Below are 12,631 nucleotides of genomic sequence, written 5' to 3' on the forward strand. Positions count from 1 at the left end.
TTGACCGCATTCCCCTGTGGGAGCGGGCTTGCTCGCGAATGGGCCGACTCGGTGTCAATGCCCACTCACAAGCCTTGAAGCCATCAAACGTTCTGGCGTTCGCCCTTCGGATCGAAGAACACCGAAGAAACGATTTCCGCCTCGATCACGCTGCCGTCGGCCAGCGGTGCGAACACTCGCTCGCCCATCCGCTGCAACCCGCCCTTGACCACGCCCATGGCGAACGAATAGCCCAGGGAGTTGTGCAGGTAACTGGAAGTCACGTGACCCACCATGGTCATCGGGATGGCTTGCTTGGTGTTGAACACCAGTTGCGCGCCTTCCGGCAGCCATTTGTTCGGATCGATCGGCTTCAGCCCAACCAGTTGCTTGCGCTGATCACGCACGCAGTCTTCACGGTTCATGCCACGCCAGCCGATCCACGAGAACGGTTTGGTGCGACCGACACACCAGCCCATGTTCAGGTCGTCCGGGGTCATCGAGCTGTCAGTGTCCTGGCCGACGATGATGAAGCCCTTCTCCGCCCGCAGTACGTGCATGGTTTCGGTGCCGTACGGGGTCAGGTTGTACTTCTTGCCGGCGTCGACGATTTTTTCCAGCACGCCCATGGCGTAGTCGGCTTGCACGTTGACTTCGTACGACAGCTCACCGGTAAACGAAATCCGGAATACCCGCGCCGGCACACCACCCACCAGGCCTTCTTTCCAGGTCATGAACGGGAAGGCTTCGCTGCTCAGGTCGATGTCGGTGACTTCAGCGAGCAGCTTGCGGCTGTTCGGCCCGGACAGGGTCATGGTCGCCCAGTGGTCGGTGACGGAGGTGAAGTACACCTTCATGTCCGGCCATTCGGTCTGGTGGTACAGCTCCAGCCACTGCAGAACACGAGCCGCGCCGCCGGTGGTGGTGGTCATGACGAAGTGGTTGTCGGCCAGGCAAGCCGTCACGCCGTCGTCGAAGACCATGCCGTCTTCTTTGCACATCAGGCCGTAACGCGCCTTGCCCACATCGAGCTTGGTCCAGGCGTTGGTGTAGACGCGGTTGAGGAACTCACGCGCATCCGGGCCCTGGATGTCGATCTTGCCGAGGGTCGAAGCATCCAGCAGGCCGACGCTGTCGCGCACGGCTTTGCATTCGCGCTTCACGGCGGCATGCAGGTCTTCACCGGATTTCGGGAAGTACCAAGGACGTTTCCACTGGCCGACGTCTTCGAACTCGGCGCCGTTTTTCAGGTGCCATTGATGCAGTGCGGTGTAACGCACCGGCTCGAAGATGTGCCCACAGTGACGACCGGCCACGGCGCCGAAAGTCACCGGCGTGTAGTTCGGGCGGAACATGGTGGTGCCCATCTGCGGGATGGTCACGTTCAGCGAGCGGGCAGCGATGGCGAGGCCGTTGACGTTGCCAAGCTTGCCCTGATCGGTACCGAAGCCCAGCGCGGTGTAGCGCTTGACGTGCTCGACCGACTCGAAGCCCTCGCGGGTCGCCAGTTCGATGGCGGCGGCGGTGACGTCGTTTTGCAGGTCGACGAATTGCTTCGGCGCCCGGGCGGTGTTCTTTTCATGGGGCACCTGGAACAGCGCCACGGTCGGCTCTTCGAGACGGCTCAGGGCTTTCGGCAGTACGCTTTCGACAGTCTGGAATCCGGCTTCAGCGGCGGCGCGAGCGCCTCCTTCAAAACCATCGGCCAGGGAATCGCCAAGGCCGTAGACGCCGTTGATGCCACCGACACACACGCGCTTCTGCGGTGCTTCGCCCGGTACGAAACCGAGGATGTCTTCGCGCCAGGTCGGCTTGCCGCCCAGGTGCGAAGCCAGGTGAACCACCGGGCTGTAGCCACCGGAGCTGGCGACCACATCGCAGTCGAGCCATTCGCCCGGGCTGGTCACGGTGTGGGCTTTGACGTCGATGGCGGCCACACGGGCAGCGGTCACGCGCTTGCTGCCACGGGCCTCGATCACGGCGCTGCCGGTGAGGATGCGGATGCCTTTGGCGCGGGCTTCTTCCACCAGCGCACCACGCGGATTGCTGCGGGCATCGGCGATAGCCACCACTTGCAGGCTGGCATCGAGCCAATCCAGGGCAACGCGGTAGGCGTGGTCGTTGTTGGTCGACAGCACCAGCTTCTTGCCCGGTGCCACACCGTAACGGCGCACGTAGGTCGAGATGGCGCCGGCGAGCATGTTGCCCGGCACGTCGTTGTTACCGTAGACCAATGGACGCTCGTGAGCGCCGGTCGCCAGTACCACGCGATTGGCGCGGACCCGGTGAATGCGCTGACGCACCTGGCCAATCGGTGCGCGGTCGCCGAGGTGATCGGTCAAACGCTCGTGAATGGTCAGGAAGTTGTGATCGTGATAGCCGTTTACGGTGGCGCGCGGCAAGAGCAGCACGTCCGGGGTGTTCTTCAGTTCGTCGATAACGCTGGCCACCCACTCCATCGCCGGTTTGCCGTCGAGGCTTTCGCGGGAGTCGAGCAAGCTGCCGCCGAACTCTTCCTGTTCGTCAGCCAGGATCACACGGGCACCGCTGCGCGCAGCGGCCAGTGCAGCGGCCAGGCCGGCAGGGCCGGCGCCGACGATCAGCACGTCGCAGTGCTGGTTCATGTAGTCGTAGGTGTCCGGATCGTTCTCGGTCGGCGAGCGGCCAAGACCGGCAGCCTTACGAATGTACTTCTCGTAAGTCATCCAGAACGATTGCGGGTACATGAAGGTTTTGTAGTAGAAACCCGGTGGCATCAGCTTGCCGCCGACCTTGCCGAGAATCCCCATCATGTCGTTGTTGACGCTCGGCCAGCCGTTGGTGCTGGTGGCGACCAGGCCTTGGTACAGCGCCTGTTGCGTGGCGCGCACGTTCGGGATCTGCGTGGCTTCGGTGGCGCCGATCTGCAGTACCGCGTTCGGCTCTTCGGCGCCGGCGGCGAAGATGCCGCGCGGACGGGAATACTTGAAGCTGCGACCGATGATGTCGACGCCATTGGCCAGCAGAGCAGCGGCCAGGGAATCGCCTTCGAAGCCTTTGTAGTTCTGGCCGTTGAAGGTGAAGGTCAAGACTTTGTTGCGGTCGATCCGTCCGCCATTGGACAGGCGATTGATCTGGCTCATACCTTCTCTCCCAGAGCCGCGCTGGCCGCTTTCGGGCTATCGGTCTTGTCGGTGAATTGTGGCTTGGCGCCGATCTTGTAGGTTTCGAGAATCTCGTAGGTCACGGTGTCACGGGTGACGTTGAAGTACTGACGGCAACCGGCGACGTGATCCCACAGCTCGTGGTGCAGACCGCGCGGGTTATCGCGGAAGAACATGTAGTCGCCCCACTCCTCGTCGGTGCAGGTGTTCGGATCCAGTGGACGCGGGATGTGCGCCTGGCCGGATGCGTGGAATTCCTCTTCGGAGCGCAACTCGCCGCAGTGAGGACAGAAGATATGCAACATGGGGATTTCTCCTGTTAGTGGGCAACCGCAGCAGCGCCGTGTTCATCGATCAACGCACCGTTGTGGAAACGGTCGATGGAGAAAGGTGCGGCCAGTGGGTGCATTTCACCCTTGGCCAGGCTCGCGGCAAACACGTTGCCCGAACCAGGTGTGGCCTTGAAGCCGCCGGTGCCCCAACCGCAGTTGAAGAACATGTTCGGTACCGGGGTTTTCGAGATGATCGGGCATGCGTCCGGCGTGGTGTCGACGATGCCGCCCCACTGACGGTTCATGCGTACCCGCGACAGCACCGGGAACATCTCGACGATGGCCTGGACGGTGTGCTCGATCACCGGGTACGAACCACGCTGGCCGTAGCCGTTGTAGCCGTCGATACCGGCGCCGATCACCAGGTCGCCCTTGTCGGACTGGCTGATGTAGCCGTGTACGGCGTTGGACATGATCACGCTGTCGATAATCGGCTTGATCGGCTCGGACACCAGCGCCTGCAGCGGGTGCGATTCGATCGGCAGGCGGAAACCGGCGAGCTTGGCCATGTGCCCGGAGTTACCGGCGGTCACTACGCCGACGCGCTTGGCGCCGATAAAGCCTTTGTTGGTTTCAACGCCGATGCACACGCCGTTTTCCTTGCGGAACCCGATCACTTCGGTTTGTTGAATCAGGTCCACGCCCAAGGCATCAGCGGCACGGGCAAAGCCCCAGGCCACGGCATCGTGCCGGGCCACGCCGCCGCGACGCTGGACGGTAGCGCCCATCACCGGGTAGCGGGTGTTCTTGGAGCAGTCGAGGTACGGAATCTCGTCGGCCACCTGTTTGGCATCGAGCAGTTCACCGTCCACGCCGTTGAGGCGGTTGGCGCTGACCCGACGCTCGGAATCACGGATGTCCTGCAGGGTGTGGCACAGGTTGTAGACGCCACGCTGGGAGAACATCACGTTGTAGTTCAGGTCCTGGGACAGGCCTTCCCACAGTTTCATCGCGTGTTCGTACAGGTGCGCCGACTCGTCCCACAGGTAGTTGGAGCGAACGATGGTGGTGTTGCGCGCAGTGTTACCACCGCCCAGCCAGCCTTTCTCGACCACGGCCACGTTGGTGATGCCGTGCTCCTTGGCCAGGTAGTAGGCCGTGGCGAGACCATGCCCGCCACCGCCGACGATGACCACGTCGTAGACCTTTTTAGGGGTCGGCGTGCGCCACATTTTCTGCCAGTTTTCATGATGGCTGAGAGAGTGTTTGAAGAGGCCGAAGCCCGAGTAGCGTTGCATAGTCATTTACTCCAAAACCGCACTCAGCGATAAACCGGGAAGTCCGCGCACAGGGCTGCCACTTGCTCGGCGACATTGGCCTCGACATCGGCGTCGCCGAGGTTGTCGAGGATGTCGCAGATCCAGCCGGCCAGCGTGACGCACTGGGTCACCTTGAAGCCGCGAGTGGTGACCGCCGGGGTACCGATGCGCAGGCCCGAGGTCACGAACGGCGACTGTGGATCGTTCGGGACAGCGTTCTTGTTCACAGTGATGTGGGCGCGACCGAGAGCGGCATCTGCCTCTTTACCGGTGAGGCCCTGACGGATCAGGCTGACCAGGAACAGATGGTTGTCGGTACCGCCGGACACTACATCGTAGCCGCGTTTGATAAACACGCCGGCCATGGCCTGGGCGTTGTCGATCACTTGCTGCTGGTAAACCTTGAAGCCAGGCTCCAGCGCTTCCTTGAAGCACACCGCCTTACCGGCGATCACGTGCATCAGCGGGCCGCCCTGGGCACCAGGGAAAACTGCCGCGTTGAGCTTCTTCTCGATTTCTTCGTTGGACTTGGCCAGGATCAGGCCGCCACGTGGACCGCGCAGGGTCTTGTGGGTAGTGGTGGTGACCACATCGGCGTACGGCAGCGGATTCGGGTACAGGCCGGCAGCGACCAGACCGGCCACGTGGGCCATGTCGACGAACAGCAGTGCACCAACCTTGTCGGCAATCTGGCGGAAGCGTGGGAAGTCGAGGGTCTTGGAGTAGGCCGAGAAGCCGGCAACGATCATCTTCGGCTTGCACTCGACGGCCAGACGCTCGACTTCGTCGTAATCGATCAGACCGGTCTTGGTGTCGATGCCGTACTGCACGGCGTTGTACAGCTTGCCCGAGGACGACACTTTGGCGCCGTGGGTCAGGTGACCGCCGTGGGCCAGGCTCATGCCGAGGATGGTGTCGCCGGCTTGCAGCAGGGCCAGGTACACGGCGCTGTTGGCCGAGGAACCGGAGTGCGGCTGCACGTTGGCGTAATCGGCGCCGAACAGTTGCTTGGCGCGCTCGATGGCCAGCGCCTCAACCTTGTCGACGTGCTCGCAGCCACCGTAGTAGCGCTTGCCCGGGTAGCCTTCGGCATATTTGTTGGTCAGACCGCTGCCTTGCGCTTCCATCACGCGCTTGCTGGTGTAGTTCTCCGACGCGATCAGCTCGATGTGATCTTCCTGGCGTTGCTCCTCGGCATTCATCGCCGCCAGCAGTGCATCGTCGTAACCCTGGATCTGGTCTTGCTTGCTGAACATCGCGTCTCTCCCAGCGGCATCTTTGCGCCATTCGTCTCGGTAAGGCACTGGCATTTCGGCAGTGCCCTTTGGTAGCGATGGTATGACTGGCTTCAAAGGGTCAAATGCCTACGGGCGCCACGCAAAGGTGCGTTTACGACATGGACTGCCATACGGTGTTACGCATGCCTCTGTAGGAGCTGCCGCAGGCTGCGATCTTTTGGCGTCAACGCCGGCGCTAGAAGGTCAATATCAAAAGATCGCAGCCTGCGGCAGCTCCCACAGGGTCAGGCGATAACCTGACGCACTGCAAGCAACACCAGGAAATGCAATGGATAGAGCGCATACGCCCAGCGCCGCATCGGTGGTGGTTTTACGTCCATTGCATGTCGCAACAAGAACAGCCCGAGCCATGGCGCAATCAGACACGCGACGATGGCCGGAATCGCCGTGAAATTGCCCAGACGAGCGGCGTAATACAGCACCTGCCACTGATTGGCCGCCAGGCATACCAACCCCGCCAACAGCGCGAAATACCAGGGCCGTTGCAGTACCAGCAACATCGCCAGTGGCAACAGCACGCCAAAGAACCCGAACATCAATCGCTGGGAGAAAAACCCTGCCAACAGCAACGCGCCCACCGCCAGCAGCCGCGACACAAGTACCGGCTGCTGCCAGCCACGAACCACCAGCAAGCCCAGGGCAAGGGTGGGCAGTACGTTCAAGGTGTCGGGATTAGGAATGTACATCCGGTAAGGAATTTCACTCACCGCACTAAACAGCAACAACCAGCCCAGATAGCGCCAATGCCCGGCGTTTACCACAACAGGCTTTCGCGCCAGATTGACCGCCATCGCCAGGCAGAACCACGGAAACGCCAGGCGCCCCGGCACATACAACAAATCGGCGGAATAACCGACATATCGCAGGTGATCGAGCACCATGCTCAAAAGCGCCAGCCACTTGAGCAGATCCAGTGCCCCATCGCGCGGCTTTAAGTGCATGGCCTCGTGCATGCTCTTGTACATGCTCTTGTACATAGTCACGTGCATAATTGCCCTTCGACTGTGTATGTTCCCGACAGCGACATCCAGTGTGCTCCACCTGACGATCTTGGGTACGGTGCGCACCCTCATTGACCACGGGACGCTTCACCATAGGCATCTCGACCACGGAAGCAGGCCATGACCGACAAGAGCCAACAATTCGCCAGCGACAACTATTCCGGCATCTGCCCTGAAGCCTGGGCGGCCATGGAACAGGCCAACCACGGCCACCAACGCGCATACGGCGACGACGAGTGGACCGCCCGCGCCTCTGACGGATTCCGCAAGCTGTTCGAAACCGACTGCGAAGTGTTTTTCGCCTTCAATGGCACCGCCGCCAACTCGCTGGCGTTGTCGTCGTTGTGCCAGAGTTACCACAGCGTGATCTGCTCGGAAACCGCCCACGTCGAAACTGACGAATGCGGCGCCCCGGAATTCTTCTCCAACGGCTCCAAACTGCTGATCGCCCGCACTGAAAACGGCAAGCTGACCCCGGAATCGATCCGCGAGGTCGCGCTCAAGCGCCAGGACATCCATTACCCGAAACCCCGCGTCGTGACCCTGACCCAGGCCACCGAAGTCGGCAGCGTCTACACGCCGGACGAAATCCGCGCCATCAGCGCCACCTGCAAAGAGCTTGGCTTGAACCTGCACATGGACGGCGCGCGCTTCTCCAACGCCTGCGCATTCCTCGGCTGCACCCCGGCTGACCTGACCTGGAAGGCCGGTGTCGACGTGCTGTGCTTTGGCGGCACGAAAAACGGCATGGCGGTGGGCGAGGCGATACTGTTCTTCAACCACAAACTGGCCGAAGACTTCGATTACCGCTGCAAGCAGGCCGGGCAACTGGCCTCGAAAATGCGCTTCCTGTCGGCACCGTGGGTCGGGATCCTGGAAAACGACGCCTGGCTCAAATACGCCAACCACGCCAACCACTGCGCACAATTGCTCGCCGAACTGGTCAGCGACATTCCCGGCGTTGAGCTGATGTTCCCGGTACAGGCCAACGGCGTGTTCCTGCAACTGTCGGAACCGGCCATCGCCGCATTGACCGCCAAGGGCTGGCGCTTCTACACCTTCATCGGCAACGGCGGCGCACGCTTCATGTGCTCGTGGGACACCGAGGAAGAGCGGGTGCGGGAACTGGCGAAGGACATCCGCGAAGTGATGTCCGCCTGACACCCGCCCCTGCAGGAGCTGTCGAGTGAAACGAGGCTGCGATCTTTTGATGCTCAGGATCAAAAGATCGCAGCCTTCGGCAGCTCCTACAGGAAACTTTCGCACCTGAAGACTTCGTCTACATTGTTTGTCGAGCCGAACCGCTCACATAACAACAATCAGGAGCGTCAGCATGTCATTGCAAGGCAAAACCCTGTTCATCACCGGCGCCAGCCGCGGCATTGGCCGCGAGATCGCGCTGCGGGCCGCACGCGACGGGGCCAACATCGTCATAGCCGCCAAAAGCGCCGAACCCCACGCCAAGCTGCCGGGCACGATTTTCAGTGTGGCCAAGGAAGTGGAAGCCGCTGGCGGCAAGGCGCTGGCCTTGCAAGTGGATGTGCGGGAGGAGGATGCCGTACGTGAGGCCCTGGCCCAGGCCAACGAACATTTCGGTGGTATCGATGCACTGATCAACAACGCCGGGGCGATCAAGCTCACCGGGGTCCAGCACCTCGAACTCAAGCGCTTCGACCTGATGCACCAGATCAACACCCGCGCCGTCTTGCTGTGCAGCCAGGCTGCGTTGCCGTACCTGAAGAAGTCCGGTGGCCACATCCTCAACCTGTCCCCTCCGCTGAACCTGGCCACCAAGTGGTTCGCCCAATACAGCCCCTATACCGTCACCAAGTACGGCATGAGCATGCTGACGCTTGGCATGAGTGAGGAATTCAAGAACTACGGGATCAGCGTCAACTCGCTGTGGCCACAGACGATGATTGCCACCGCCGCCATCGAGTTTCAGCTGGGGTCGAGGGAATCGTTCAAGCATGCGCGCCTGCCAGCGATCATGGCGGATGCGGCGCATGTGATTCTGGGCAGCAGCGGGCGCAGCATCACCGGGCGCTTGCTGATTGATGAGGAAATACTGCGGGAGAACGGTGTGACGGAGTTCGAACACTATCGGTACGCGCCCGACAGCAGCGACAAGCTGATGACGGATCTGTTTGTCGACTGATTTTCTACACATGCCCCGCAGGAGCTGCCGAAGGCTGCTCCTGCGGGGCGAAGATCGGCGCTGTTTAGAACTCGATCCGCACATCCCCCTTCGGCACGCTGCAGCACGACAGGATGAACCCTTCGGCTTCGTCTTCCTCGGTGATCCCGCCGTTGTGCTCCATCTCCACTTCGCCGCCCAGCTTCAACACCTTGCACGTCCCGCAAATCCCCATGCCGCACGCTTTCGGAATCAGCAGGCCGACCTTGGCCGCTGCCGCATGCACGGTCTCGCCCGGGGCCACGCGGATGCTCTTGCCGGAGGCGGTGAATTCCACTTGATGCAGGTCTGCCGCGTCGAGCTCCGGTGCGTCGGCCGCTTGCTCGGCGTGCTCCACGGCGTCGGCGCGCGCCTCTGGCGGGGTCGCTCCGAAGGACTCTTCGTGGTAACGAGACATGTCGAAGCCAGCGGCTTCGAGCAAGCGTTTGACCGCGTTCATGTATGGCGTCGGGCCGCAGCAGAACACTTCGCGCTCGAGGAAGTCAGGAACCATCAGCTCCAGCATCTTGTGATTGAGGTAACCGCGATAACCGGCCCATGGCTCGCCCAGTCCGTGCTTCTCGCAGATCAGGTGCAGGCTGAAGTTGTCGATCCGCGACGCCATGTGTTCCAGCTCGCGGTGATAGATGATGTCTTTGGGCGAGCGGGCGCTGTGGATAAACGTCATGTCGACGTTGGCGTTGGTGTCATAGAACCAGCGCGCCATGGACATGCACGGGGTGATCCCCACGCCGCCGCTCAGGTACAGGACTTTCGGGCTCGGGAAGTCCATGGCATTGAACAGCCCGACCGGCCCGTGCACCGCCAGCTCCTGGCCTTCGTGCAGGGTGTCGTGCAACCAGTTGGACACCTTGCCACCCGGCACGCGCTTGATGGTTACCGAAAAGCTGTACGGCACCGACGGCGAGCTGGAAATGGTGTACGAGCGCATGATCGGCTGTCCTTCGATCTCCAGCTCAAGGGTGACGAACTGCCCCGGCTTGAAGAAGAACATGATCGGTTGGTCGGCCATGAAGCAAAAGGTGCGCACATCCCAGGTTTCCTGGATGACTTTGACGCAACGGACGATGTGTCGACCATTGGCCCAGGTCTGGGTGGTTACCGGATTCAGGAAACTATTGGACATGCTGATCTCCACGGCCGACTGCCGGCCTTCATGTTGGCGATTCTGCGTATAGCGCGAACCATCCATTTACCTATCTGCGACATTGACATGCTTATCGCGACCAGCCCCCGGCTACCGGGGCTTGCGCGTCGGGAACAGATTGCACCATGTCGCCCATGGATAAGGTTCTGCCCAGCGCCGGCCCCACACTCGCCCCATACCAAGACACAACCTTTTACACCTTGCGTAGCAAACCGTAGCCAAGTCACTTTCGCCGGCCACACAGAATGGCCTTGAGGATCAAATCGATGGACGTCACCGCAAAAATCAGCCTGGGCGATCCGCTGGAACCCGCACGCAAGGCCACTGCACAGATGCTGCAAGAGCGCGAGCGCACGTTCTCGCTGCCGCAGCCGTTTTACTCCGACGAGCGCCTGTTTGATATCGACATGCAGGAAATCTTTCAGAAAGAGTGGTTGATCGCCGGCATGACCTGCGAGATCCCCGCCAAGGGCAACTACCTGACCCTGCAGATCGGCAAGAACCCGATCATCGTGATCCGTGGCGCCGAAGGCGTGGTGCATGCGTTCCACAACGTCTGCCGCCACCGTGGCTCGCGTCTGTGCACCAGCGACAAGGGCAAGGTCGCCAAGCTGGTCTGCCACTACCACCAGTGGACCTACGAACTGGACGGCCGCCTGCTGTTCGCCGGCACCGAAATGGGCGCCGACTTCGACATGAACCAGTACGGCCTCAAGCCAGTGAACGTGAAGATCGCTGGCGGCTACATCTTCATCAGCCTGGCGGAGAACCCGCCGGCCATCGATGACTTCCTGTCGACGCTCAACCACTACATGGAACCGTACGACATGGAGAACACCAAGGTGGCGGTGCAAACCACCTTGATGGAAAAGGCCAACTGGAAACTGGTGCTGGAAAACAACCGCGAGTGCTACCACTGCAACGCGTCGCACCCGGAACTGCTCAAAACCCTGCTGGAATGGGACGACGTCACCGACCCGCGCGCCGACCAGGCGTTCAAGGACCACGTCGCCGCCTCCGCCGCAGCCTGGGAAGCCGAGAAGATCCCTTACGCCCACGCCAGCTTCGGCCTGCGCAACCGCATTGTGCGCATGCCGCTGCTCAAGGGCACCGTGTCGATGACCATGGACGGCAAACAGGGCTGCGCCAAGCTGATGGGCCGCATCAAGAACCCGGACCTGGGCTCGATGCGCATCCTGCACCTGCCCCACTCCTGGAACCACTGCATGGGCGACCACATCATCGTGTTCACCGTGTGGCCGATCAGCGCCCAGGAAACCATGGTCACCACCAAGTGGATCGTGCACAAGGACGCGGTCGAAGGCGTGGACTACGACGTGGAGCGCATGCGCCAGGTCTGGGACGCCACCAACGACCAGGACCGCCGCCTGGCCGAAGAGAACCAGCGCGGCATCAACTCCACCGCGTACCAGCCTGGGCCATACTCCAAGACCTATGAGTTTGGCGTGGTGAACTTCGTGGACTGGTACAGCGAGCGTCTGCTGAGCAACCTGGGGGCCGAGCCTGCGCCGTATCTGAAAGGGGTTCCGGTTAGCGGCTAAACATCAAAAGCAAAAAGCTTAGCGAGCAAGCCCGCTCCCACAGTGGATCGGTGGCGCACACAAACCCTGTGAACGCCTCGGTCATTGTGGGAGCGGGCTTGCTCGCGAAAGCGGCCTCACTTTCCCCGATCATTTAGAACTGTACGAAATATGATCTATCTCGTTCAGGCCTATGCCCGCCGCACCTCCCAGCCTTCCGCAAACAAGTTATCCACATCTCCACCCACAGCTATTGGGGACAACTGTGGAAAGGCCGCAAATTTTCTTCACAAAACCCAAAGAAAAATCGTGACTTATCCAGAAGCATGCTTCCACAGATGGACTGATCATTTTTTGATCGACAACCTGAAAGCCACGTATTACAAGGCCTTCAGAGGATGGCAAACACCTTATCCACAGAAGCGCCAACAGACTTTGGGGTTAACTTCGAAGACGCTGTGGAAAACTGCCATAACCCGCAATAAACCGGCGTTCAGGTGCAATTCCACGGCTCACAACCGTCAATTGATCATTTTTTGATCACAACCATGAAAGCCGCTATTTGTAAGGCCTACAGCCGATAGCAAACATCTTATCCACAGAAGCGCCAACAGAGATTGGGGGCAAGTCTGCATCCCCAGCAGCACTTATCCCCTTGAAAAAGCTTGGGAAAACCACGAACAGGGCTGGTTGTTTTTTAACCGAAGGCTTGCAGGGCTTGATCTATATGGGGT

General features: G+C 60.8%; 9 protein-coding genes. 3 read left to right on the forward strand and 6 right to left on the reverse strand.

Annotated features, from left to right (window positions below; genetic code table 11):
• Positions 1-83: 83 nt before the first annotated feature.
• The 5 genes from ACM6G4_RS07840 to ACM6G4_RS07860 form a co-directional block, all read right to left on the reverse strand.
• On the reverse strand, positions 84-3,101 hold the full coding sequence (locus tag ACM6G4_RS07840) for a sarcosine oxidase subunit alpha (protein ID WP_414913424.1): 3,018 nt from the start codon (positions 3,099-3,101) through the stop codon (positions 84-86).
• A complete protein-coding gene (locus tag ACM6G4_RS07845; protein ID WP_414913425.1) occupies positions 3,098-3,427 on the reverse strand; it encodes a sarcosine oxidase subunit delta in 330 nt (109 codons plus the stop codon). The genes ACM6G4_RS07840 and ACM6G4_RS07845 overlap by 4 nt, the downstream gene beginning before the upstream one ends.
• A 14-nt stretch (positions 3,428-3,441) precedes the next feature.
• Complete coding sequence (locus ACM6G4_RS07850; RefSeq protein ID WP_038981138.1) at positions 3,442-4,692, reverse strand: sarcosine oxidase subunit beta; 1,251 nt, start codon at positions 4,690-4,692, stop codon at positions 3,442-3,444.
• 23 nt (positions 4,693-4,715) lie between these two features.
• Positions 4,716-5,969, reverse strand: a complete 1,254-nt coding sequence (gene glyA, locus ACM6G4_RS07855; RefSeq protein WP_046039380.1) for a serine hydroxymethyltransferase — start codon at positions 5,967-5,969, stop codon at positions 4,716-4,718.
• A 266-nt stretch (positions 5,970-6,235) separates the two neighbouring features.
• Positions 6,236-7,000: a TraX family protein gene (locus ACM6G4_RS07860; protein WP_414913426.1), complete on the reverse strand. Its 765-nt coding sequence runs from the start codon at positions 6,998-7,000 to the stop codon at positions 6,236-6,238.
• 132 nt (positions 7,001-7,132) lie between these two features.
• Between ACM6G4_RS07860 and ACM6G4_RS07865 the strand changes: the two genes are divergently transcribed.
• Both ACM6G4_RS07865 and ACM6G4_RS07870 read left to right on the forward strand, forming a co-directional pair.
• Positions 7,133-8,173, forward strand: coding sequence for a low specificity L-threonine aldolase (locus ACM6G4_RS07865; protein WP_414913427.1), 1,041 nt, complete (start codon positions 7,133-7,135; stop codon positions 8,171-8,173).
• Between the two features lie 172 nt (positions 8,174-8,345).
• Positions 8,346-9,170 (forward strand): SDR family oxidoreductase, encoded by an 825-nt coding sequence (locus tag ACM6G4_RS07870; protein WP_414913428.1) that lies wholly within the window; start codon positions 8,346-8,348, stop codon positions 9,168-9,170.
• Positions 9,171-9,234: 64 nt separating this feature from the next.
• On the opposite strand, the gene gbcB is transcribed toward ACM6G4_RS07870, so the two are convergent.
• A complete protein-coding gene (gbcB, locus tag ACM6G4_RS07875) occupies positions 9,235-10,335 on the reverse strand; it encodes a glycine-betaine demethylase subunit GbcB (protein ID WP_056726680.1) in 1,101 nt (366 codons plus the stop codon).
• A 287-nt stretch (positions 10,336-10,622) separates the two neighbouring features.
• On the opposite strand from gbcB, the gene gbcA reads away from it, so the two are divergent.
• Complete coding sequence (gene gbcA / locus ACM6G4_RS07880) at positions 10,623-11,918, forward strand: glycine-betaine demethylase subunit GbcA (protein ID WP_414913429.1); 1,296 nt, start codon at positions 10,623-10,625, stop codon at positions 11,916-11,918.
• Positions 11,919-12,631: the final 713 nt, after the last annotated feature.

The organism is Pseudomonas sp. IT-P258 (assembly GCF_949767825.1).
GTDB classification, from domain to species: domain Bacteria; phylum Pseudomonadota; class Gammaproteobacteria; order Pseudomonadales; family Pseudomonadaceae; genus Aquipseudomonas; species Aquipseudomonas monachiensis.

Bases quoted from the DNA above. Each gene is read 5' to 3' on its own strand.
- ACM6G4_RS07840 (WP_414913424.1), bottom strand. From the start codon at position 3,101: ATGAGCCAGATCAATCGCCTGTCCAATGGCGGACGGATCGACCGCAAC.
- ACM6G4_RS07845 (WP_414913425.1), bottom strand. From the start codon at position 3,427: ATGTTGCATATCTTCTGTCCTCACTGCGGCGAGTTGCGCTCCGAAGAG.
- ACM6G4_RS07850 (WP_038981138.1), bottom strand. From the start codon at position 4,692: ATGCAACGCTACTCGGGCTTCGGCCTCTTCAAACACTCTCTCAGCCAT.
- glyA (WP_046039380.1), bottom strand. From the start codon at position 5,969: ATGTTCAGCAAGCAAGACCAGATCCAGGGTTACGACGATGCACTGCTG.
- ACM6G4_RS07860 (WP_414913426.1), bottom strand. From the start codon at position 7,000: ATGCACGTGACTATGTACAAGAGCATGTACAAGAGCATGCACGAGGCC.
- ACM6G4_RS07865 (WP_414913427.1), top strand. From the start codon at position 7,133: ATGACCGACAAGAGCCAACAATTCGCCAGCGACAACTATTCCGGCATC.
- ACM6G4_RS07870 (WP_414913428.1), top strand. From the start codon at position 8,346: ATGTCATTGCAAGGCAAAACCCTGTTCATCACCGGCGCCAGCCGCGGC.
- gbcB (WP_056726680.1), bottom strand. From the start codon at position 10,335: ATGTCCAATAGTTTCCTGAATCCGGTAACCACCCAGACCTGGGCCAAT.
- gbcA (WP_414913429.1), top strand. From the start codon at position 10,623: ATGGACGTCACCGCAAAAATCAGCCTGGGCGATCCGCTGGAACCCGCA.